General features: G+C 69.6%; 23 protein-coding genes. 9 read left to right on the top strand and 14 right to left on the bottom strand.

All coding sequences use genetic code 11. The features are described 5' to 3' along the window. Positions 1–56: 56 nt before the first annotated feature. Complete coding sequence (locus tag WT97_RS31705) at positions 57–800, bottom strand: SDR family oxidoreductase (protein ID WP_059506466.1); 744 nt, start codon at positions 798–800, stop codon at positions 57–59. 13 nt (positions 801–813) lie between these two features. On the opposite strand from WT97_RS31705, the gene WT97_RS31700 reads away from it, so the two are divergent. Beyond that, complete coding sequence (locus WT97_RS31700) at positions 814–2,004, top strand: class I SAM-dependent methyltransferase (RefSeq protein WP_060355116.1); 1,191 nt, start codon at positions 814–816, stop codon at positions 2,002–2,004. A gap of 12 nt (positions 2,005–2,016) precedes the next feature. Continuing rightward, positions 2,017–2,211: a DUF2905 domain-containing protein gene (locus tag WT97_RS31695; RefSeq protein ID WP_006484654.1), complete on the top strand. Its 195-nt coding sequence runs from the start codon at positions 2,017–2,019 to the stop codon at positions 2,209–2,211. 125 nt (positions 2,212–2,336) lie between these two features. On the opposite strand, the gene WT97_RS31690 is transcribed toward WT97_RS31695, so the two are convergent. From WT97_RS31690 to WT97_RS31665, 6 genes are all read right to left on the bottom strand, one after another. After that, a complete protein-coding gene (locus WT97_RS31690) occupies positions 2,337–2,558 on the bottom strand; it encodes a hypothetical protein (RefSeq protein ID WP_034208564.1) in 222 nt (73 codons plus the stop codon). A gap of 97 nt (positions 2,559–2,655) precedes the next feature. Beyond that, complete coding sequence (locus WT97_RS31685; protein ID WP_060355115.1) at positions 2,656–3,564, bottom strand: carbohydrate kinase; 909 nt, start codon at positions 3,562–3,564, stop codon at positions 2,656–2,658. Further along, positions 3,561–4,841 carry an AGE family epimerase/isomerase gene (locus WT97_RS31680; RefSeq protein ID WP_059506460.1) on the bottom strand — a complete coding sequence of 427 codons (1,281 nt, stop codon included), beginning with the start codon at positions 4,839–4,841 and terminating at the stop codon, positions 3,561–3,563. Before WT97_RS31680 ends, WT97_RS31685 begins: the two co-directional genes overlap by 4 nt. Then, positions 4,838–5,857, bottom strand: a complete 1,020-nt coding sequence (locus WT97_RS31675; protein WP_059506458.1) for a LacI family DNA-binding transcriptional regulator — start codon at positions 5,855–5,857, stop codon at positions 4,838–4,840. The genes WT97_RS31680 and WT97_RS31675 overlap by 4 nt, the downstream gene beginning before the upstream one ends. Positions 5,858–6,254: 397 nt before the next feature. Next, positions 6,255–8,099 carry a phosphodiesterase gene (locus WT97_RS31670; RefSeq protein ID WP_060355114.1) on the bottom strand — a complete coding sequence of 615 codons (1,845 nt, stop codon included), beginning with the start codon at positions 8,097–8,099 and terminating at the stop codon, positions 6,255–6,257. A gap of 263 nt (positions 8,100–8,362) precedes the next feature. Continuing rightward, positions 8,363–9,391: a bile acid:sodium symporter family protein gene (locus WT97_RS31665; RefSeq protein ID WP_059793574.1), complete on the bottom strand. Its 1,029-nt coding sequence runs from the start codon at positions 9,389–9,391 to the stop codon at positions 8,363–8,365. Positions 9,392–9,738: 347 nt separating this feature from the next. Between WT97_RS31665 and WT97_RS31660 the strand changes: the two genes are divergently transcribed. From WT97_RS31660 to WT97_RS31650, 3 genes are all read left to right on the top strand, one after another. Further along, on the top strand, positions 9,739–10,230 hold the full coding sequence (locus WT97_RS31660; protein WP_059506452.1) for a hypothetical protein: 492 nt from the start codon (positions 9,739–9,741) through the stop codon (positions 10,228–10,230). A gap of 345 nt (positions 10,231–10,575) precedes the next feature. Beyond that, positions 10,576–11,652, top strand: a complete 1,077-nt coding sequence (locus WT97_RS31655) for a porin (protein ID WP_034208557.1) — start codon at positions 10,576–10,578, stop codon at positions 11,650–11,652. A gap of 183 nt (positions 11,653–11,835) precedes the next feature. After that, on the top strand, positions 11,836–12,798 hold the full coding sequence (locus WT97_RS31650; protein WP_059506450.1) for a LysR family transcriptional regulator: 963 nt from the start codon (positions 11,836–11,838) through the stop codon (positions 12,796–12,798). Positions 12,799–12,913: 115 nt separating this feature from the next. Here WT97_RS31650 and WT97_RS31645 read toward each other — a convergent pair whose 3' ends face one another. Further along, positions 12,914–13,873, bottom strand: a complete 960-nt coding sequence (locus tag WT97_RS31645; RefSeq protein ID WP_059506448.1) for a nitronate monooxygenase family protein — start codon at positions 13,871–13,873, stop codon at positions 12,914–12,916. 237 nt (positions 13,874–14,110) lie between these two features. On the opposite strand from WT97_RS31645, the gene WT97_RS31640 reads away from it, so the two are divergent. Beyond that, positions 14,111–15,007, top strand: coding sequence for an alpha/beta fold hydrolase (locus WT97_RS31640; RefSeq protein WP_060355113.1), 897 nt, complete (start codon positions 14,111–14,113; stop codon positions 15,005–15,007). 101 nt (positions 15,008–15,108) lie between these two features. On the opposite strand, the gene WT97_RS31635 is transcribed toward WT97_RS31640, so the two are convergent. Then, a complete protein-coding gene (locus tag WT97_RS31635) occupies positions 15,109–15,600 on the bottom strand; it encodes an Lrp/AsnC family transcriptional regulator (protein ID WP_060355112.1) in 492 nt (163 codons plus the stop codon). A gap of 112 nt (positions 15,601–15,712) precedes the next feature. Here WT97_RS31635 and WT97_RS31630 point away from each other — a divergent pair, with 112 nt between their 5' ends. Then, complete coding sequence (locus WT97_RS31630; protein ID WP_060355111.1) at positions 15,713–16,615, top strand: DMT family transporter; 903 nt, start codon at positions 15,713–15,715, stop codon at positions 16,613–16,615. Positions 16,616–16,868: 253 nt separating this feature from the next. On the opposite strand, the gene WT97_RS31625 is transcribed toward WT97_RS31630, so the two are convergent. From WT97_RS31625 to WT97_RS31610, 4 genes are read right to left on the bottom strand one after another with little or no spacing between them, the layout of a single operon-like run. Beyond that, positions 16,869–17,075, bottom strand: a complete 207-nt coding sequence (locus WT97_RS31625; RefSeq protein WP_060355110.1) for a DUF1289 domain-containing protein — start codon at positions 17,073–17,075, stop codon at positions 16,869–16,871. Continuing rightward, entirely contained in the window at positions 17,072–17,578 is a 507-nt protein-coding gene (locus WT97_RS31620) for a YbaK/EbsC family protein (RefSeq protein WP_034208550.1), read from the bottom strand. Before WT97_RS31620 ends, WT97_RS31625 begins: the two co-directional genes overlap by 4 nt. Before the next feature lie 26 nt (positions 17,579–17,604). Continuing rightward, a complete protein-coding gene (locus WT97_RS31615; protein WP_059506440.1) occupies positions 17,605–18,537 on the bottom strand; it encodes a hydroxymethylglutaryl-CoA lyase in 933 nt (310 codons plus the stop codon). Between the two features lie 31 nt (positions 18,538–18,568). After that, positions 18,569–19,510 carry a glyoxylate/hydroxypyruvate reductase A gene (locus WT97_RS31610; protein ID WP_060355109.1) on the bottom strand — a complete coding sequence of 314 codons (942 nt, stop codon included), beginning with the start codon at positions 19,508–19,510 and terminating at the stop codon, positions 18,569–18,571. A 343-nt stretch (positions 19,511–19,853) separates the two neighbouring features. On the opposite strand from WT97_RS31610, the gene WT97_RS31605 reads away from it, so the two are divergent. Further along, the gene (locus WT97_RS31605; RefSeq protein WP_059506436.1) at positions 19,854–20,477 is read left to right on the top strand and encodes an alpha/beta hydrolase; all 624 of its coding nucleotides are present in this window, start codon (positions 19,854–19,856) and stop codon (positions 20,475–20,477) included. Positions 20,478–20,721: 244 nt separating this feature from the next. Here WT97_RS31605 and WT97_RS31600 read toward each other — a convergent pair whose 3' ends face one another. Further along, positions 20,722–21,006 carry a hypothetical protein gene (locus tag WT97_RS31600; RefSeq protein WP_059793514.1) on the bottom strand — a complete coding sequence of 95 codons (285 nt, stop codon included), beginning with the start codon at positions 21,004–21,006 and terminating at the stop codon, positions 20,722–20,724. Positions 21,007–21,559: 553 nt separating this feature from the next. Between WT97_RS31600 and WT97_RS31595 the strand changes: the two genes are divergently transcribed. Then, positions 21,560–22,315 carry a (2Fe-2S)-binding protein gene (locus WT97_RS31595; protein ID WP_060355108.1) on the top strand — a complete coding sequence of 252 codons (756 nt, stop codon included), beginning with the start codon at positions 21,560–21,562 and terminating at the stop codon, positions 22,313–22,315. The last annotated feature ends 5 nt before the right edge of the window (positions 22,316–22,320 follow it).

Here is a 22,320-nt window from a genome sequence, read left to right as displayed (position 1 = left end):
GCGTGCGCGCACGCAAAGCGGCGCGGGCGGCGGCGGTCACGCCGCGCCCGCGCGGTTCATTCATTCGGGCCGGCGGCGGGCGGCACCAGGTGCTCGCCGCCGTCGACGGTCAGCGTCGCGCCCGTCACGCCGGGCGCACTCGCGAGATAGCAGGCGGCCGCCGCGATGTCGTCCGCGTGCGGCGCGTGGCCGCGCACGAGCGCCGCGACCCGCACCTTCGGCGCGAGCGCCAGCGCGAGCGCCGACGTCGCGCGGTTCAAGGCGGCCTGCATCAGCGCGTGCGACAGCTGCGCCGGTGCCGGGTGAAACAGGGCCTGATCCAGTACGTGGATCGCGCACGCGCGCAGCGCTTCGTGCTCGCGCGCGGCGTCGGGCGTCGCATCGGCGAGCGCGCGGGCCAGCGCGAGCGGCGCCGTCACGTTGCGCGCGAGCGCGGCGGCGAGCGACGCGCCGTCGACCGTGTGCGCGTCGTCGGCGCCTGCGCTGGCGCTGACGAACACCGCGCACGCGGGCCGGCCGAGCGCGTCGCCGCATGCGGCGACGAGGGCCGCGGCATCGGCTTCCAGGGCCGGATCGGCGTCGAGCACGGCCGCGCGGCGGCCCAGCGCCGCGACTTCGGCGACGAGCGCGTCGGCGGCCGCGCGCGGCGCGCCGTGGCTGCGCTGCAGCGCGACGTCCCAGCCGCGGCGTGCGAAACCCGTCGCGAGCGCGCGGCCGATCGACGCGGCGTCGGCCGTGCTGCCCAGGGCGCCCGTGACGAGCACCACGCGTGGGGTCGACGTATCGGCTGAAACGGTCATTTACAATGCCGGGATGAACCCGAAAGCTCACGAACCCGCTAGTTTACCTGCTCCCGGCCCCGACGCGCTCGCGCAGTCCGAAACCCTTGCCGCGCAACTGCGCGACGAGATCGCGGCGGCCGGCGGCTGGCTGCCGTTCGACCGCTTCATGGAGCGTGCGCTGTATGCGCCGGGGCTCGGCTATTACAGCGGCGGCGCGCGCAAGTTCGGGCGCCGCGCCGACGACGGCAGCGATTTCGTCACCGCCCCCGAGTTGTCGCCGCTGTTCGCGCGGACGCTCGCGCAACCGGTGGCCGAGGCGCTCGCGGCGAGCGGCACGCGCCGCGTGATGGAATTCGGCGCCGGCACCGGCAAGCTCGCCGCCGGGCTGCTCGCGGCGCTCGACGCGCCGGGCGTCGAACTCGACGAATACCTGATCGTCGACCTGTCCGGCGAGTTGCGCGAACGGCAGCGCGAGACGATCGAAGCCGCGGTGCCGGCGCTGGCCGCGAAGGTGCGCTGGCTCGACGCGCTGCCCGAGCGGTTCGACGGCGTCGTGGTCGGCAACGAAGTGCTCGACGCGATGCCGGTGCGGCTGTTCGCGAAGGCGGACGGCGTATGGCGCGAGCGCGGCGTCGCGCTCGACGCGCGGCAGGCGTTCGTGTTCGACGACCGGCCGGTCGGCGCAGCCGGCCTGCCGGCGGCGCTCGCGGCGCTCGACGTCGGCGATGGCTACGTGACCGAAACGCACGAGGCGGCGCTCGCGTTCACGCGCACCGTCTGCACGATGCTCGCGCGCGGCGCGGTGCTGCTGCTCGACTACGGTTTTCCCGCGCATGAGTACTACCACCCGCAGCGCGACCGCGGCACGCTGATGTGCCACTACCGTCACCACGCGCACGACGACCCGTTCGCGTACCCGGGCCTGCAGGACATCACCGCGCACGTCGAATTCACCGGCATCTACGACGCGGGCGTCGCGACCGGCGCCGATCTGCTCGGCTACACGTCGCAGGCGCGCTTCCTGTTGAACGCAGGCATCACCGACGCGCTGGCCGCGATCGACCCGTCCGACATCCGCGCGTTCCTGCCGGCCGCGAACGCGGTGCAGAAACTGATCTCGGAGGCCGAGATGGGCGAGCTGTTCAAGGTGATCGCGTTTTCGCGCGGGATCGACGGCACGCTCGACGCGTTCGCGCGCGGCGACCGCTCGCACGCGCTCTGACCGGAGCCGCAGATGCTGCGCTGGCTGATGGCGTCGTTCGTGGCGGTGATGATCCTGACGCGCTGCTGGCCGTGGCTCGGCAAGCTCGGCATCGGGCGGATGCCGGGCGACGTCACGCTGACGCTCGGCGGGCGGCGCTATCCGTTCCCGTTCATGTCGACGCTGGTGCTGACGATGCTGGTGTCGATGGTGGCGCGGCTGCTCTGAGCCGAAGGCGGCGGCGCGTCGCGGCCGGGCCGCGACGCGCGCACGAGGAACGATCGATGACGGCGCGCGCGTGACGGCGCGCATTGCGGTTCGCGCGTTACAGTTCGCGCGTTACAGTTCGCGCATTACAGTTCAATTTCGCCGAGGATCCGGTGCGCGAGCGCCTTCGCCTCCTCGAACGCTTCTTCCTCGCTCGAACTCGTCGTGTGGACGTCGTAGCGCATGTTCTCCGTCTCGTCGCCGTCGTCCCGCGCGAGGATCACGTAGCCCTGGAACTGGCCGTTGTCGGCGCGGTGCGTATGCGCCTTGGCCGTGTAGATGCCTTTGGTGAACGTGTTCGTGTCCATCGTGCCTCTCCCGCAATAGGACACTTCATCGTAGCACTGCGGCGCAGCATGTACAGCGCCGCTTATCGGCGACCGATCACCGCGCCGCCCCTGCCCGTCACCTTTCCAGCAGCGCGACGACCTCGTCGAGCGTCGGCGCATGCGCGCCCGTGTGCCGGCACGCGGCGGCGCCGGCCGCCAGTGCGAACGCGAGATGCTCGCGCCAGCCGCGCTGCGGCGCGGCCATCAGGCTGAACAGCAGGCCGCCGATCGACGCGTCGCCCGCGCCGACGGTGTCGGCCACCTCGACGCGCGGCGGGCTGGCCTCGTACACGTCGCCGTCCGCATGGAGCGTCGCCGCCTGCGCGCCGCGCGTGACGAGCACGGCCGCCCGCGGGTTCAGCGCGCGCACCGCCGCGATCGCGTCGGGGCCGTCGCCGCCGAACAGGTGACGCAGGTCTTCGTCGGACACCTTGATCAGGTCGGCAAGCGCAGCCATCTTCTCCAAGGTCGGCCGGTATGCGGCCGTCATCAGGTTGCGCACGTTCGGATCGAAGCTGATTTTCACGCCGCGCGCATGCAGATCGGCCGCGAGCGCGGCCAGCGTGCCCGCGAGCGGCTCGCGCACGAGGCTGATGCAGCCGAAATGCGCCCATTTCACGTGATCGGTCCAGCCGGCCGGCAGCCGGGCGGGATCGAACGCGAGGTCGGCGCTCGCTTCGCCGATGAAGAAGTACGCGGGTGGGCGCGTCTCGTGGACGATCGCGAGCAGCGGCGGCCGCGCGACGCGCTGCAGGAAGCGCAGGTCGAGCCCGGCCGCTTCGCTCGTGCGCCACAGCACGTCGGAGAAGCAGTCCTCGCCGATCGAGCCGGCGAGCGCGCTCGGCACGCCGAGCCGGGCGACCGCGCGCGCGACGTTCCAGCCGGCGCCGCCCGGCACCGACGTCCACTGCGCGTCGCCTGCGCGCACCATGTCGGTCAGGATGTCGCCCGCCGACACGAAAGCCGGAAACGTGCCGCCGCTCATTGCGTCGGCTCGCTGCGTTGCATGCGCGCGAGGGTCGCGAGCACGTCGTAGCATGCGCCCATCGTGTGATAGTCGGTCTTGCCGGCCGGACTCTTCTCGTCGCTGTACTTGCGGTTGTCGCAGGTGAGGATCCGGTACCACGCACCGTAGCGGTGATCGACGAAATGCGCCCAGCTGTAGCGCCAGATCTCGTCGTACCAGTCCCAGAAGCGCTCGCTGCCGGTGCGCGCGCCGAGCATCGCCGCCGCCGCGAAGGTTTCCGCCTGCACCCAGAAATACTTGTTGTGGTCGCAGATCGTGAAGTCCGGGCCGAAGCCGTAGCAGAGGCCGCCGTGATCGGCATCCCACGCGTGCGTGAGCGCCGCATCGAACAGTTCGGCCGCGCGCGGCGCGAGCCAGTCGAGCGGGCGGTGCCGCTCGAGGATCAGCAGCAGTTTCGCCCATTCGGTCTGATGCCCGGGCTGGAAGCCCCACGGACGGAAGATGTTCGAGCTGTCTTCCTTGTTGTAGTCCCAGTCGATCGACCAGTCCGCATGGTAGTGCTCCCACACGAGCCCGCCCGACAGCGCGGCCTGGCGTTGCGTGATGTGGGAGGCGAGCTTTTCCGCGCGATCGAGGTACGTGAGGTGGCCGGTCGCCTCGTAGGCGGCGAGCAGCGCTTCCGTCATGTGCATGTTCGCGTTCTGGCCGCGATACGACGACACGTGCCAGTTCGGCGTCGCGTCGTCCGCATACAGGCCCGCGGCCGCATCCCAGAAGCGGTGCTCGGCGAGTTCGTAGGTTGCGGCGATCAGCGCTCGCGCTTCGTCGATGCCGGCCATCGTCGCGTGCGCGGCCGCGAGCAGCACGAACGCGAGCCCGTAGCAGTGGCGCGTGCCGTCGAGCGTCGCGTGCTTCGCGCCGTCGCGCCAGTCGAGCTCCCAGTCGTAACCCTGCAGCGCATCGTCCCAGTGCGCGTCGCGCAGGAAGCGCAGCCCGTGGCGCGCGTAGTCGAGGTGGCGCGGGTCGCCGAAATGGCGGTACGCCATCGCGTAGTTGAAGACGAACCGGCAACTGCTGACGAGGTGGCGCGACGTGCGGTTGTAGACGCTGCCATCGTCGCGGAAGTAATGGTGGAAGCCGCCCGTCGGGTCGAATGCGTGGGCCGCGTAGAAGCGCAGCGTGTCCTCGACGTGCGACAGCAGGAACGACGGGTCGCGGAAGCTCGCGACGAACGGTGCCGCTTGCGCGTGGCTGACCGGCGCGGCGGCGCGGGATTGGACCGGGGGCATGTTCATGATTCTTGGACCGTGGCGGTATCGAGTGCCGGGGAGCCGGCGGGCTGGCTGCTGGCCCGCACGATCAGCTCGACGGGCAGGGAAATCTCGGTGCGCTCGGGCGCTTCGGCGAGCAGCAGTTCGACGCCGCGGCGGCCGAGCGCTTCCTTGTCGACCGCGAGCGTCGTGAGCGGCGGGCTCGCGTGTGCGGCGGCCGGGATGTCGTCGAAGCCGACGATCGCGATGTCGTCCGGAATCCGCAGGCCGCGCGCGAGGCACACGCGCTGCGCGGCCAGCGCCGCCGCGTCGTTGTACGCGAACACGGCTTCCGGGCGCGGGCCGGGCGCGTCGAGCAGTTGCTCCATCGCACGCGCGGCGCCCGTGTCGGGGTCGAGCCCCGCGTCGATCGTCACTTCGTAGGCGGGGTCGAACAGCCGCCCGGCTTCGAAGAACGCGCGCCGATAGCCGATCGCGCGTTGCGCGATGCTGTAGTGCGCGGCCGAGCCGCCGATGAAGGCGATCCGCGAGCGGCCGGTGGCGAGCAGGTGGCGCATCGCGAGCGCCGCGCCCGTCGCGTTGTCGATGTTGACCGAGCGCAACCCGGGCGCCCACAGGTCGATCAGCACGAGCGGCCGGCCGGTGGCGGCGAGCGCCTCGATCGTCTCGGGCTCGATGAAGCCGGCGACCGCGATCGCGTCGGGTGCGTGCGGGCGCATCTGGCGCAGCACGTCGTCGTTCGGGCCGACCGTGAGCAGCGTCGGCACGATGCCGCGCTCGCGGCAGGCGTCCTCGACGCCGTGCAGCACGTGCGAGAAGAACGGGCTCGCGGGAAAGCGGTTGTGCTGGCGGTGCAGCAGGAAGGTGAGCCGGCGGATGCGCGGCCGCAACTGCGCGGAATCGTAGCCGAGCTGCCGCGCGATCTCGACGATGCGTGCACGCGTTGCTTCGGACAGGCCAGGCTGGTTTTTCAGCGCGCGCGAGACGGTGCCGATCGAAACCTCTGCCGCCCGCGCCACATCGCGAATGGTCGTACCCATCGTTCGTTCGGGGTCCGGTTTGTTTAGGGTGGAAGCGATTGTATAGTAAAAATTATCGCGGAATTCGGGCCGGATAACCGGGGAATACCCGCGAATAACGGCTGTTTAGGCACTAATCTGCGAAAACGCCGTTACTAAAAATACTAAACAAAACGAGAGAAAGGCAAGGTGGGCGTGTGGGTGTCGGGCGGTGCAGCCCGAGCGCAGGAAAAAGCGGCGGCCGCGGGCGCGTGCCGCGGACCGGCGTGACGGTGCGGCGTGCGGTGGCCGTCGCGTGCGACGGCGGCAAGCCGTGGCGCCACAGCCCGACCTTGCGCGGGACGGGCATCGGGCGGGTCGCCTGGTGCGCGGGCGCTTTCCGTGCGCAACCAGTGCGCAACCGTCGACCGTTCGCCGTTCAGCCCGTCGCCATCGCCATGGCCGGCGGTTCGCCGCGATGGCGCAACGCCGCGCGGCCGGCATCGAGGTCGACGACCGCGAGCCCGTCCGGCTGTTGCTTGGCCCGCCGCTTCGCGAGCGCTGCGACCGACGCGATCTCGTCGCTGCCGTAACGTTTCGCGCCGTGCGCGCCGGCCGGCACGCCGACCGCGCCGATCGCCATCGTCACGAAGCCGAAGAACGCCGGGTTGCCGTGGCGGTCCTCGCCGCGCAGCCCGCCCGCTAGCCGGTCGGCCTGCGTGTAGAAGAGCTGCGCACCGTCGTTGAAGCGCGCGATCGCGTCGGCGGCGCGCTCGCGCCAGTCGTCGCGCTGAAACAGCACGAGGAAATCGTCGCCGCCGACGTGGCCGAGAAAGTCGCGCTGCGGATCGCACACGCCGGCCAGCACCGTCGCGGCGAACTTCAGCACTTCGTCGCCTTGCCAGTAGCCGTACTGGTCGTTGAACGGCTTGAACTGGTTCAGATCGACGTAGCATGCGTGAAAGCCGGCGTCGCGCTGGAGCAGCCGGTCGATGTGCGCGCTGATCGGGATGTTGCCGGGCAGGAACGTCAGCGGATTCGCGTAGCGCGCGGCCTCGATACGCATCTCGGTCACGGCGCGCACGAGGCTTTCGCCGGTGCCGAGCCCGACATAGCGGCCGTGTTCGGTGATCACGAAGCCGTCGGCGAGATAGCGCTGGTCGTGGCTCGCGAGCAGCATCGCGAGTTGCTCGAACGTGGTCGCGTTGTCGATCATCAGCGGCGTATCGTTCGCGAACTGCAGGCACGGCTTCTTCCCGAATACCTCGCGGTGATACGGCAGCGCGAAACGATCGATGAAGCCGCGGCGATTCACGAGCGCGACGGGCCGCCCGCGCTCGACGAGCGCGACCGCGTGCAGGTCGGGCATCCGGTTGAACAGGTCGAGCACGTCGTTGCTGGTCGCGTCGCGCGGCAGCGCCGGGGCGGGCACGAGCATTTTCCCGGCGATCGTGCCGGCCGGCCGCACCGCGCGCGTCACGCCGGGAAACACCGCGATGTGCGGCGCGCGGATCGCATCGCGCGCGGCTGGCGCGACCACCCGCGACGGCTGCGCGTCCGGCCGGCCGAGCAGGAAGCCCTGCACGCAGCAGATGCCCATGTCGCGCACGACGATCAGGTCGCATTCGTTCTCGATGCCTTCCGCGATCAGCTTCGCGCCGCTCGCGTGCGCGAAGTGCTGCATCGCCTTCACGGCCTCGAACTTGAGCGGGTCGCGCGCGATGTCGTGGATGAAGAAGCGGTCGATCTTCACGACGTCCGGGTGCAGGCGCAGCCACAGGTTCATGCTCGCGTTCGCGGTGCCGTAGTCGTCGAGCGCGAACTGGATGCCGGCGTCGCGCAGCGACGCGACGGCCGGCCCGATGTGCGCGACGTCGGGAATCGCGTTCTGCTCGGTGAGCTCGATCACGATGCGCTCGGCGCCGACCCGTGCGCGACCGAGGAACTGGTGTGCGCGCTCGCGTTCGCTGGCGAGCGTGAGAATCGTGCCCGCGCTGAAATTGAGGAACAGCTTGCCGTCGCAGCCGAGCGCCGCGAACGCGTCGAGGCAGGTGAGCGCGGCGGCCCGTTCGAGCGCGATGGTTTCGCCTTCGCGCGCGGCCTGCGCGAACAGGGCGGCGGGCGGCTCGAGGTCGGTGCCACGGGGCCCGCGGATCAGCCCTTCGTAACCGACGACCGTCCCCGATCCGAGATCGACGATCGGCTGGAAAACGGCGGCGAGCGCGCGATCCGCGATCAGGCGCGTGGTGCGGGCGACAGCGGGATCGGAGTGGAGCGCGGGCATGGGCGAGGGCAGCCGAATCGACGGGACGCCCAGCTTAACGGCAGCGCTTGCGGAGAATTGAATGAAGATTTCGTGACGCGATGGGCGTTGCCGGTGCATCGCGCCCGGCCGGGGCTGGTTGGGGCGGAAAGCGGGAAGCGGGAAGCGGGAAGCGAGAGGCGGGAGGCGGGAGGCGAGAGGCGAGAGGCGAGAGGCGAGAGGCGAGAGGCGAGAGGCGAGAGGCGGAAAGCTGCCAGCAGCGGCCATCGCGCCCCCCGGACGCGTCAGCGTTTGCTCGTGCTCAGCGCGCCGGACGCGGCTGTCGCGTCGCCCTCGTCCTCGCCGCGCGTGTCGCGGGCGCCCCAGCGCTGCGCGAGCGCCGCGCACGCCATCAGCTGGATCTGGTGGAACAGCATCAGCGGCAGCACGATCGCGCCGACCGCGTTCGCCGAGAAGATCACCTTCGCCATCGGCACGCCGGCCGCGAGGCTCTTCTTCGATCCGCAGAAAATGATCGTGATCTGGTCGGCGCGGTTGAAGCCGAGCCGCTTGCTGACGAACGCGGTCAGCAGCAGCGCGATCGCGAGCAGCACGAGGTTGACGACGACGAGGCCGCCGAGCGCGCGCGGCGGAATCTGGTGCCACAGCCCCTCGTTGACCGCCTCGCTGAACGCGACGTAGACGACCAGCAGGATCGAGCCCTGGTCGACGAAGCGCAGCACGCCGCGATTGCGGTCGATCCAGCCGCCGATCACGGGCCGCAGCAACTGGCCGGCGATGAACGGCACGAGCAACTGCATCACGATGCTGCCGACGGTGCTCCACGGCGACGCGGCCGCGGCCGACTGCGACGTGATCATCAGCCCGACGAGCGCCGGCGTGACGAAGATCCCGAGCAGGCTCGACGCCGATGCCGCGCACACGGCGGCCGGCACGTTGCCCTTCGCGATCGACGTGAATGCGATCGACGACTGGACCGTCGACGGCAGCGTGCACAGGAACAGCACGCCCGCATACAGCGTTGGCGTGACGAGCGGCTGCAGCACGGGTTTCAGCGCGAGACCGAGCAGCGGGAACAGCGCGAACGTGCTGAGCAGCACGAGCGCGTGCAGCCGCCAGTGCGTCGCGCCCGCGACGACGGCTTCGCGCGACAGTTTCGCGCCGTGCAGGAAAAACAGCAGGCCGACGGCGACGTTGGTCGCCCAATTGAACGCATGGGCGGCCGGGCCGCGGCAGGGCAGCAGGCTCGCGAGCACGACGGTGCCCACGAGCGCGAGCGTGAAGTTGTCGGGAAGAAAACGGGGACGGGCCATCGGGAAACTCGATTCGGAAATGGCGAAGGCGCGCGTCGCGCGCGCGGATGGCGTCATTGTCGCGGCTGGCGATTCACTACACAAATTCATTGTGCGAATCGATTGATGAATTGTCCGCATGAGATGGCGGCCGTCGCATCTGCCCGATCGAGCCTGAAACCGCAGAAGAATGTGCTGTCGCGATCGTGCACCGAAGCGAAAAAACCTAGCAGTAACATGGTGTTACACCGATGCCGGCGACATAACACTTTTTGGCTCGACACACTTTCCGCCCGCTCATAAATTACTGCTGAAAGCCTTGGGTCGGCCGAAAGGAGCCGACGGCGGGCGTCGATGGGCACGGAACGATGACGGAACGGGTGAAACGGAAGATCGGACGATGGGTGGCAGGCGTGCTCGGCGCACTGCTGATGCCGCTCGCGCTGGCCCAGCCGCCCCACGGCGGTCACGGGTTCGGCGGCCACGGTTTCGGCGGCGGCGACATGCGTGCGTACGGTCAACCGGCCCGCGGCGCCGGCGGCGACCCGGTCTGGCGTCGCGTGCCTGCGCCTGCCGGTGTGCGTCCCGGCGGTGTGAGCGCGTCCGGTTCCCGCTGGGGGCTGCGCCCGACGCCGTCGTACGGCCATTACGCCGCGCAAAGCCCGTATCGGCCGATCAGCGCCGAAGTCCGCCAGATGCCGCGCCCGCCGGGCGGCGGCAACGTCCCGCTGCGGGCCGGCTCGATCCGCGCCGACGTCGCCCGCTACAACGAGGAGCGCGGCGGCCGCCCGATGCCGCCGCCCCGCTCGCAGGAAGAGTCCGCACACTCGCCTTCTTTCTCTTCGTTCTACCGAAACTGAGCGCTCCGGCGCTCGTCCCATTGCCGGCTGATGCGAATTCGCCACAGTCGCGCGCACATTTCCGCTGATTTTCCCGCCGCATTGCGCTATCTTTCGCGCCCGGTACGCGCACGCCACGCGGCCGCCCGCCCGTGCGGCCGCGTTCGCGCCGGGCCGCCGCGTGCAGCCGGCCATGGACACATTCCGCGAAGTTAATGCTGGCGCTATACCCGCAATAAGTGTGCGCAATTTTGGCCGGACGAATGATCCGTAAAGATGGCTGCGCCCCATACGACGCAAGCACTCGGCTCCAAACAACAACGCTCGCGCCACTCATCGACTATTCGACAAAACCCTGGAGATCCCATGAAAGCATTCGCCCGCCGTGCATCGCGCACGTCCGTCAAGCTGATCGCCGCAGCCGCCTGCGTGGCGGCCGCCGCACCCGTCCATGCGCAGTCGAGCGTCTCGCTCTACGGCCAGGTCGACGAGTGGGTCGGCGCCACCAAGTTTCCGGGCGGCGATCGCGCATGGAACGTGTCGGGCGGCGGGATGTCGACCTCGTACTGGGGCCTGCACGGCGCCGAGGATCTGGGCAGCGGCTACAAGGCGATCTTCACGCTGGAGAGCTTCTTCCGGGCGCAGAACGGCCAGTACGGCCGCTTCCAGGGCGACACGTTCTTCGCGCGCAACGCGTACGTCGGCATCAGCTCGCCGTACGGCACGGTGACGGCAGGCCGCCTGACGACGCACCTGTTCCTCTCGACGATCCTGTTCAACCCGTTCTACGACTCGTACACCTTCTCGCCGATGGTGTACCACGTGTTCCTCGGCCTCGGCACGTTCCCGACCTATCCGAGCGACCAGGGTGCGGTCGGCGATTCGGGCTGGAACAACGCGGTGGGTTATACGTCGCCTTCGTTCGGTGGCCTGAATTTCGGCGCGATGTACGCGCTCGGCAACCAGGCCGGCGACAACCGTTCGAAGAAGTGGAGCGCGCAGTTCAACTACGCGAACGGCCCGTTCGCGGCGACCGCGATGTATCAGTACGTGAACTTCAACAACGGCCCGCAGGATCTGAGCGCGCTCGTGACCGGCATGAAGAGCCAGGGTATCGCGCTGGTCGGCGCGACCTACGACCTGAAGCTCGTGAAGCTGTTCGGCCAGTACATGTATACGAAGAACGATCAGGTCGCGGGCAGCTGGCACGTGAACACCGCGCAGGGCGGCGTGTCGGTGCCGATCGGCGTGGGCAACGCGATGGCGTCGTATGCGTACTCGCGCGACGCCGGCGGCCTCGACCAGACGCGCCAGACCTGGGCCGTCGGCTACGACTATCCGCTGTCCAAGCGCACCGACGTCTACGCGGCGTACATGAACGACCACATCAGCGGCCTGTCGACCGGCAACACGTTCGGCGCCGGCATCCGCGCGAAGTTCTGACGCACCCGCGCGATCGGTGCGCCGGCCGCGCGCGTCGAACGCGCGTGCCGGATGCATGTTTTCCCGCCCGAAACGGCGCCGCCACCCGCGGCGCCGTTTTGCCTTTCTTGACCTTTCTGTTTCCTCGCCTTTGTTACCCTATCTCGTAATTGGTTGATTCCCCCGGGATTGCGAGCTAGTTCGATGGATACCCTCGTCAGCATGAATGTGTTTCGCTACGTCGTCGAAGTGGGCAGCTTCGTCGGCGCGGCGGAGCGCATGCAGATGTCGGCGGCGATGGCGAGCAAGCACGTGATGCACCTCGAGCAGCAGCTCGGCGCGCGGCTGCTGCATCGCACGACACGACGCGTCGCGCCGACCGAGGCGGGGCGCGAATACTACGAGCGCCTCGTGCAGGCGCTGTCCGAACTCGACGAAGCCGGCCAGGCCGTCGGCGCCGCGAGCGTGGTGCCGCAGGGCAGGCTGCGCGTGACGTCGCTGTCCGCGTTCGGGCTGCGGCACGTGATGCAGGCCGTCACCGATTACGCGGGGCGCTTCCCGGACGTGACCGTCGACATGACGCTGTCCGATCGCGTGGTCGACCTGATCGAGGAAGGCTACGACGTCGCGGTGCGCGCGGCGCCGAACGGATTGAAATCGTCGTCGCTGGTCGCGCGGCAGATCGCGACCGCGCACATCCTGCTGGTCGCGTCGCCCGACTATCTGGAGAAGCGCGGCACGCCGCAGACGATCGCCGATCTCGCGAACCACAACTACCTGCGGCGCGATTCGAATTCGACGATGCTCGATTCGCTGATGATCGACGCGGCCGCCGCGTCGCGCGTGAGCCTGAACGGCAACCTGATCGTGAACCATCTCGAAGGGCTGCGCGCGGCCGTGCTCGCCGGCGCGGGCATCGCGCTGCTCGGCACCGAAGTGGTCGGCGACGACATCGAAGCGGGCCGGCTCGTGCCGGTGCTGCTCGATTCGGTGCCGCCGCACGAGGCGCCGATCTATGCGGTGTACGCGAGCCGTCGTCACGTCTCCGCGAAAGTGCGCTCGTTCGTCGATTTCCTGGCCGCGCGCTTCGAAGGGCAGTCGCTGTGCCCGTCGATCGAATCGAGCCTGCGCGTGCTGCCGATCACGCGGATGAAGCGCGCGGTCTGAGCCGCATCGTCCGCCGCAGCGGGACAATGAAAAAAGCGCGAACCGTTGCGGTTCGCGCTTTTTGCTTGGTTCGACGCGCTCGCGCCGACGGCGGCCGCGACGGCCGCCGCATCCGTCAGCGCGGGATGCCGAGCCGCGCCTTCGCGTCGTCGTACTCGCGCTTGAGCCGCTCGACGAGCGCGCCCACGCTCGGCAGATCGTCCATCAGGCCGACACCCTGGCCGGCGCCCCAGATGTCCTTCCACGCCTTCGTCTTGTCGCTGCCGAAATTCATCTTGGTCTTGTCGGATTCCGGCAGCGCGTCCGGATCGAGGCCGGCCTTCTCGATGCTCTCGCGGATGTAGTTGCCGTGCACGCCCGTGAAGAGGTTCGTGTAGATGATGTCCGACGATTTCGCGTTCAGGATCGCGTGCTTGTAGTCGTCGATCGCATGCGCTTCCTGCGTCGCGATGAAACGCGTGCCCATGTATGCGAGGTCGGCGCCCATCGCCTGCGCGGCGAGGATCGAGCCGCCGTTCGCGATCGAGCCGGACAGCACGATCGGGCCGTCGAAGATCTTGCGCACTTCGCCGACCAGCGCGAACGGCGACGTCGTGCCCGCGTGGCCGCCCGCGCCGGCCGCAACGAGGATCAGCCCGTCGACGCCGGCTTCGAGCGCCTTCTGCGCGTGGCGCAGGTTGATCACGTCGTGCAGCACGATGCCGCCGTAGCCGTGCACCGCGTCGACGATCTCGCGCGCCGGCGCGCGCAGGCTCGTGATGAAGATCGGCACCTTGTGCTCGACGCACACGCGCACGTCGTGCTCGAGCCGCGCGTTCGACTGGTGGACGATCTGGTTGACCGCGATCGGGCCGATCACCGCATCGGGGTGCTTCGCCTTGTGGTCGGCGAGTTCCGACTGGATCTGCGTGAGCCACTCGTCGAGCAGTTCGGCCGGACGCGCATTGAGCGCGGGGAACGAACCGACGATGCCCGCCTTGCATTGCGCGAGCACGAGTTCGGGGTAGCTGACGATGAACATCGGCGACGCGATGACGGGCAGCGTCAGGTTCTGCAGGACGGTGGGCAATGCCATGTGATGTCTCCAGTCTCCGGGGGCGTTGCGGTCGAACGGTATTCGAGTGTAGTTGCGCGACCGGGAGTTCATATTAATACGAACGGTCGTGCGATTCTACGCGAGCTTACCAAATGCCGCAGTGTGCGGGCAATCGAGTGAGTGTTCTCTTTCTACGGTTTCGGATGGCGACGCCGCTGTGAAGACGCGCCGGCGCTTCTAAAATAGCCGCCATAACAAACCAACGAGAAACAAACCATGTCGTTTGAGGCGTTTGCACCGTTTCGCGTGACGGTGCAGGACACCGACATTTTCGGTGTCAAAGGAGGCGCGGGTCCGCCGCTGCTGTTGCTGCACGGACATCCGCAGACCCACATGATCTGGCATCGCGTTGCCGCGACGCTCGCGAATCACTTCACGGTGATCGCCACCGACCTGCGCGGCTACGGCGCATCGGGCCGGCCGCCGAGCGACGCGCGGCACGCGCCGTATTCGAAACGGGCGATGGCGGCGGACCAGGTCGCCGTGATGCGGCATTTCGGCTTCGAGCATTTCCACGTGTGCGCGCACGATCGCGGCGCACGGGTCGCGCACCGGCTCGCGCTCGATCATGCGGATGCCGTCGAGCGGATGATGCTGCTCGACATCGCGCCGACGCTCGCGATGTACGAGAAAACCGATCGCGCGTTCGCGACCGCATATTTCCACTGGTTCTTCCTGATCCAGCCCGAGCCGCTGCCCGAGACGCTGATCGGCGCGCAAACCGATGCGTATATCGAGCGCGTGATGGGCAACCGGTCGGCCGGGCTCGCGCCGTTCGCACCGGAGGCGCTCGACGCGTACCGGGCGGCGCTCGCGCAGCCCGGCGCCGTGCATGCGATGTGCGAGGACTACCGCGCGTCGGCGACGATCGATCTCGAGCACGACCGTGCGGATCTCGAACGCGGCAACAAGGTCGCGTGTCCGCTGCGCGTGCTGTGGGGCGAGCACGGCGTCGTCGGCCGCTGCTTCGACCCGCTCGACGAGTGGCGGCGCGTCGCGCGCGACGTCAGCGGCCGCGCCCTCGACTGCGGGCACTACATTCCGGAAGAGGCGCCCGCCGCGCTGATCGACGAACTGCTCGCGTTCTTCGATGCGCGCGAGCCGGCCGCGTGACGGTGCGGGCGGCGGCGTGTGCCGTCCGAGGATGGTTGACTGCGCCGCCTGCGGTTGGCGAGGTGGGTCGCCTGCGGCTGACGGGACGGGGCGCCTGCGGCTCAGCGATCCGCGTGGTCGTCTTCGACGAGCGGCGGCAGGCGTCGCGGCACGGGTGTCGATTTCACGATCGCGGTGCTCGTCTCCGCGCGTTCCGTCACCTTCGACAGGATGTCGTCGAGGTGCTCGATCGTGCGCAGGTAGAGCCGGCAGATGAAGCAATCGTCGCCGGTGACCTTGTCGCATTCGACGAATTCGGGAATCCGCCGCAGCAACTCCTCGACCAGGTGCAACTGGCCCGGCAGCGGCTTCACGCGGACGATCGCCTGCAGCGTGTAGCCGAGCGCGCGCGGGTCGAGCTCGACGGTGAACGCGGCGATCACGCCCTGCGCCTCGAGCCGCCGCACGCGGTCGGCGGTCGCGGGCGCCGACAGCCCGATCTGCCGCGCGAGTTCGCTGGTCGCGATGCGTGCGTCGTCGGCCAGCGCGGCGAGGATCGCGCGGTCGGTCGCGTCGAGCGCCGCGACGACGGGCGGGGAAAGGCGTTTTGGCATGATCGCTTTGCTTTCGAAGGTGAATCGGCTGATTCACTTCAGTTTAGCCATGGTCGCGGCGAAAGCAAGTTTCTAGAATCGAACTCATCCCCGCTCTTCAACGGAGTTCCTGATGGCCTCGAATGAAATTCGCCGCGGCGCCGCCGAGATGATCGTCGCGATGCTGATGTCCGGCACGATCGGCTGGCTCGTGATGTCGTCGCAGCAGCCGCTGACCAATGTCGTGTTCTTCCGCTGCGTGTTCGGCGCCGCGACGCTCGCGATCGTCTGCGCGGCGTTCGGCTTCCTGCGCCGCTCGCTGTTCTCGCCGCGGATGCTCGTGCTCACGACGCTCGGCAGCCTCGCGATCGTCGCGAACTGGCTGCTGCTGTTCGCCGCCTATTCGCGCGCGTCGATCTCGATGGCGACGGCCGTCTACAACACCCAACCGTTCATGCTCGTCGCACTCGGCGCCATCGTGTTCCGCGAGCGGATCACCGCGTCGACGGTCGTATGGCTCACGCTTGCGTTCGCCGGGCTCGTGTTCGTGGTGCGCGTCGAACCGGCCGTGCTCGCGGTGCCCGGCGAGTATCTGGAAGGCGTCGCGCTGTCGCTCGGCGCCGCGTTCCTGTATGCGATCTCGTCGATCATCACGAAGCACCTGAAGGGCACGCCGCCGCATCTCCTCGCGCTGCTGCAGGTCGGCCTCGGCATCCTGCTGCTCGCGCCGTTCGCGCACTTCGACACCTTGCCGGCGACGGCCGGGCAATGGGCCGACCTGATCGTGCTGGGCATCGTCAACACGGGGCTGATGTACGTGCTGCTGTACGGCGCGGTCCAGAAGCTGCCGACCGCGATGACGGGCGCGCTGTCGTTCGTCTATCCGGTCGTCGCGATCGCCGTCGATCGCGTCGCGTTCGGACAGACGCTCGCGTGGACGCAGGTGTTCGGCGCGCTGCTGATCCTGCTCGCGGCGGCCGGTGTGAACCTCGGCTGGCGCATCGTGCCCACGCGCCGCGCGGCGGTCGGCAACTGAAACGGTCATACGATTCGGCGCGGTTGCGCGCCCGCGCCGCGTTCGGTCGAACGCACGTGTCGGGAACGGAGATTGCGCGCGAATGGCGTCACGCCAGCGTCGCGCGCGGCCGCGAAAAGCGCTGTAAGAAGTTGTAGGGAAACACCCGATGCGATGCGGTCGCGTCGCTCGTATGATGCGGGCTGTGACGTTGATCACGTTCACAGGATTCCGATCTCGATGCCGTTCGCCCGTGAGGCTGAACGGCTTTTTTTTATGTCTCGCTGCCCGCGATCAGGCGCCGCCGCGCGTCCAGCCGCGCGAGCAGCGCGCGCCTCGCATCGTCGTCCGACGTACGCCATCCCTTGATCTCGCCGCGCGTGCGCAGGCAACCCGCGCACCAGTCGGTGCGCGGATCGATCCGGCAGACGTCGGTGCACGGCGACGCGACCGTGGCGGCCGGCATCGTCGCGTCGCTCATGCGGGCTCCCGCAACGCGACGTCCGCGACCGGCGCGCCCGTCAGCGACACGAGTTCGTGCGGCGACAGGTTGAACACCGCGTGCGGATGGCCGGCGGCGGCCCACAGGCTGTCGAGCGCGAGCAGGTCGGCGTCGATCAGCGTGACGGGTTCGACCAGATGGCCGATCGGGCACACGCCGCCGATCGCATAGCCGGTGTTGTCGCGCACGAACTTCGCGTCCGCACGGCCGACCGGCCCGACCTGCGCGGCGACCTTCCTTTCGTCCACGCGGTTGACGCCGCTCGCGACGACCAGCACGGGCGCGCCGTCGGCCTGCCGGCGAAACAGGATCGACTTCGCGATCTGCGCGACCGAGCAGCCGAGCCCGGCCGCGGCCTCGGCCGACGTCTTGCCGGTTTCGGCGAGCATCACGATGCCTTTCGCGTGGCCGCGCTCGCGCAGCAGCAGCGCGACGCGTCGCGCGGAATCGGGGAGGGAATCGAATGAAGCGGGTGTCGTCATGTCGAGGAATCCGTGGAACGAGGTGATCAGACGCAGTTCGCGGCGTCGGCCGCGCTCTGCGCCTTGGCGAGCAATGCACGACCGGCGCGCGACACGTTCGCGCGGCCGATCGCGTTCGAGATGAAATCGCCGGCCGCGACGACCTGCGCGAGATCGATGCCGGTATCGATGCCGAGGCCCTGCATCAGGTACAGCACGTCCTCGGTCGCGACGTTGCCGGTCGCGCCCTTCGCGTACGGGCAGCCGCCGAGGCCCGCGACCGACGCGTGGAAGATCTCGATCCCTTCGAACAGCGCCGCGTAGATGTTCGCGAGCGCCTGGCCGTAGGTGTCGTGGAAGTGGCCCGACAGGCGTTCGCGCGGGAACACGCGAGTGACCGCCGCGAGCACTTCGCGCGTGCGCTTCGGCGTGCCGACGCCGATCGTGTCGGCGATGTCGATTTCGTCGCAGCCGAGCGCCGCGAAGCGCTCGACGACGTCGACGACCGACGCGATCGGCACCTCGCCCTGGTACGGGCAGCCGAGCGCGCACGACACGCTGCCGCGCAGCCGCAGGCCCGCGTCCTTCGCGGCCTTCGCGACGGGCTCGAAGCGCGCGATGCTCTCGGCGATGCTGCAGTTGATGTTCCGCTGCGAGAACGCCTCGCTCGCCGCGCCGAAGATCACGACTTCGTCCGCGCGTGCGGCGAGCGCGTTCTCGAAGCCCTTCAGGTTCGGCGTGAGCACCGAGTACACGGTGCCTGCGCGGCGCTCGATGCCGGCCATCACGTCGGCGCCGTCGGCCATCTGCGGCACCCATTTCGGCGACACGAACGACGCGGCCTCGACGTTGCGGAAGCCGGCGCGCGACAGCCGGTCGACGAGCGCGATCTTCACGTCGGTCGGCACGAAGGTCTTCTCGTTCTGCAGCCCGTCGCGCGGGCCGACTTCGACGATCTTGACGGCGGTGGGGAGCGTCATGGTTGTCTCCTGGTTGCTCTTTGTGCGGAATTCAGTAGCCGCGCGCGTAGTCGACGATGCCGCTCACGGGCGCGCCGCGCTCGAACGCGCGGATCTTGCCGGCGATCTGCTCGACCGCTTCCGCGCGCAGCGTTTCGGCCGAGCTGTGCGGCGTGATCGTGATGCGCGGCGCGTGCCAGAACGGATGGTCGTCCGGCAGCGGTTCGTGCTGGAACACGTCGAGCGTGGCCGCGGCGACCTGGCCGCTCCCGAGCGCGTCGAGCAGGTCGGCTTCGACGAGATGCGCGCCGCGCGCGACGTTGACGACGTACGCGCCGGGCGCGAGCCGCGCGAACGCGCGCGCCGACAGGATGCCGTCGGTGTCGCGCGTGCTCGGCAGCAGGTTGACGAGCACCTTCGCACCGCCGATGCACGCGTCGAACGCGCCGTCGCCGGCGAAGGTCGTGACGCCGTCGAGCTGCTTCGCGCTGCGGCTGTAGCCGCGCACCGGCAGACCGAGCGCGGCGAGCGCGCGGGCGACCTCGGCGCCGAGCACGCCGAGACCGAGGACCGCGACGGTGAAGCTCGCGCGCGCATGCGGTTCGAGCGGTTGCCAGCGGCGTTCGCGCTGCTGCAGGTCGTATTCGTCGAAACGGCGCAGGTAGCGCAGCACCGCGTGCGTCACGTATTCGACCATCTGCTGCGCCATGCCCGAGTCTTCGAGCCGCACCAACGGCACGTGCGCGGGCAGCGTGCCCGGATGCGCGCGGTCGAGCGCGAGCAGCGCATCGACGCCCGCGCCGAGGTTGAAGATCGCGCGCAGGCCGTCGCGCGGCGCGAAGAACTCGCGCGGCGCACGCCACACGAGCGCGTAGTCGGCGGCGGCCGTATCGCCCGGCTGCCATGCGCGCAGTTCGGCTTCGGGCAGCGCACGCGCGATCTCGTCGCGCCATGCGCCCGCATCCTGATGCGGCGAATGGAACAGGATCTTCATTGCGCGAGCGCGCGCACGCCGGCGAGGCGCGTCACGGGAATGGCGAGCGAAGCCGGGCGCGGCGCGCCGGCGGACGTAGCGGACATCGGGTGTCTCCTGACGACGGCCGGCGCGTCGCGCGCCGAGGCCGGTTCCATGTGAAGCTGACGGGAAGCCCACATTCTACGGTTTCGCGGCACATTGCGCCGTCGTGCGGGACCTGCGCCGGTCACGCCGTCGCCGGGCCGCCGCCAGGCCGCCGCCGGTCGCCGCCGCGCGCAAAAGCAAAGCACAAAATATTGGTTCGGCCGACGCGTACCCGACGCCACAATCGAACCTCGTCTTCAAGCAAGCGAGGGCAATCATGCGCGCATGCAGCAAATCGGCGTGGCCGCCGCGGCTCGTCACCGTTCCGGGCCTGCACGGCAGTGAAGGCGCTCACTGGCAGACGTGGCTCGAGCGGCAGTTCCCGCGCTCGTTGCGCGTCGAGCAGCACGACTGGGATGCGCCCGATCTCGCGGGCTGGGCGCAATCTGTGCGCGCGCTGCTCGATCGCGAGCGCGGCCCGTTCGTGCTCGCCGCGCACAGCTTCGGTTGCCTCGCGGCCGCGCATGCGCTCGCGCAGTGGCCGCATGTGGGCGATGTGGCAGGCGTGCTGTTCGTCGCGCCGGCCAGCCCGAAGAAATTCACGTTTGCCGGGCCGTTCGACGCGCGCCGGCTCGCCGTGCCGTCGATCGTGATCGGCAGCGAGACCGACCCGTGGATGCCGCTCGCCGACGCGCGCGCGCTCGCGCAGCGCCTGGGCAGCGCGTTCGTGAACCTCGGCGATGCCGGGCACATCAACACGGCGGCCGGCTTCGGGCCGTGGCCGCGTGCGAAATACTTCGTCGACACGCTGGTGCATTGCGCGGCGCCGCTGCGCTTTCGCGACGCGGACGACGGCTTCGAGGCCGCGCTCGTCGAGCGCGCGCTCGTGCACGCGGTCTGACGGGCGGGTGGCGCGGCGCACGCCGTGCCGTTATGCTTGCGACGACGCGCGGACGCGGCCGACGGCGGCCGGCTTCGAAGCGCTCGGCCGGCCGTGCCCGACGGGCCCGCGAAGCGGCGCGACAACGTGCAGTGCGCGTGCCGTTCGCGCCGTCGCCCACCGTGACGTCACGCCGATGGCAGCTCGCCGCGCGGGCCAGCGGCTCTCCCCGAGCGGTACCGACTCATATCGCGCGATGGCGGGATCAACCCGGCGACGACGCGGCGGCGCCCGACGCGGCCGCGTTCGTGGCGGACTTCGCATCGTCGTCGTCATCGGGCGGATAGTGCACGACGGGCGGCGCGAGCGGCGCGGCGTCGGATGCGGCGGCGTTCGCGGGCGCGTCGCTGTTGAACGCGCTGGCAGCGCCGCTCGATGCGCCGGCCGGCGGCGCGGCGTCGGTCGCGTTGGCGTCGTGCGCTGCGTCATCGCTGCACGCGGCGACGAAAACGGCGGCACACAGAACGACGGCGACGGAAACGCGACGCATGACTTCTCTCCTGGCAGACTGATCGGGAAACGTTTTCGAGTATGCCGCCGCGATGCGACGTTTCGGTGAATCGTTTGCGGTCGGGCGCGATCGCGAGATGTTTTCGTCAGGCTGACCGAATGCCTTCGCTGCGATCCATCGGCACGCGTGGCGGAATTTTCCAGCAGCGGCGGATGCTGCGCGCATTTACACGGTGCGCGTTGCCGCGACCCGGCCACGGCGACGCTGGCGTCATGCATGGCATCGCGCATGCTCCCGGCAACTTGCGATCGACGTGCGGCCGCTCACGCCCAAAAAACCGGGCGTTATTGCCGCTTCGTCAGCGAACGGCCAGCCGCGCGCCAGCGTGGCGTCATGAAAGCGCACTCATCCGCGACACGGCGCGGCCGTCGCGCGTGCGCGCCGCGGACCGGCGCCGGCACCGTGCATCGGCGCGGCGCTCCGCGGGTTCGCGGCACCGGAATTGCTCTTTGCCGATGCGCATGCCGACCGCGCTGCCATCCGGGCACGGGCGGCACGTCTGCGTCCGTCAACCATGGAGCGAGCAGAAGCCATGTCCAGCGATCGATCCGATTCTCCGCCTGCCGAACCGGCGCGCGATGCGGCCCCGTCGCCGCTCGGGCCCGGTCATTCGGCGGTGCCGCCGTTGCCGCACGATACGCCTTCCAGCGCCGCACGACGGCGCTTCCTGCAATCCGCGGCGGCGGCAGCGACCGTCGGCGCCGCCTCGCACGTTCACTCGCAGCCGCCGCGCGCGGCATCCGCACCGGTTGCGCCCCGCCGCGATACGGTGCCCGCGCAGCCCGTGCATCTCGACATCAACGGGCGGGCCTACACGCTGCAGCTCGAACCGCGCGTCACGCTGCTCGACGCACTGCGCGAATACGCCGGGCTCACGGGCACGAAGAAGGGCTGCGATCGCGGGCAATGCGGTGCGTGCACGGTGCTCGTCGACGGGCGGCGCATCAACGCGTGCCTGACGCTCGCGGTCATGCATGAAGGCGAGCGGATCACGACCGTCGAAGGGCTGGCGCGCGACGGCGTGCTGAGCCCGGTGCAGCGCGCGTTCGTCGAATACGATGCGTTCCAGTGCGGCTACTGCACGTCCGGCCAGCTCTGCTCGGCGACCGCGCTGCTTGACGAGTTCGCGGCGGGCGCCGGGAGCGCCGCCACCGACGACGTGCGGCGCCCGCCCGCGCGCCTGTCGGACGACGAGATCCGCGAGCGCATGAGCGGCAACCTGTGCCGCTGCGGCGCGTACCCGAACATCGTCGCCGCCGTGCGCGCCGCGCATGCGGCGCACGGCTAGCCGAC

It is taken from the genome of Burkholderia sp. MSMB1459WGS (genome assembly GCF_001534535.1).
Classification (GTDB): domain Bacteria; phylum Pseudomonadota; class Gammaproteobacteria; order Burkholderiales; family Burkholderiaceae; genus Burkholderia.
Note: the sequence above shows the minus strand (reverse complement) of the source record. Positions and strands in the feature narration are given on the sequence as shown.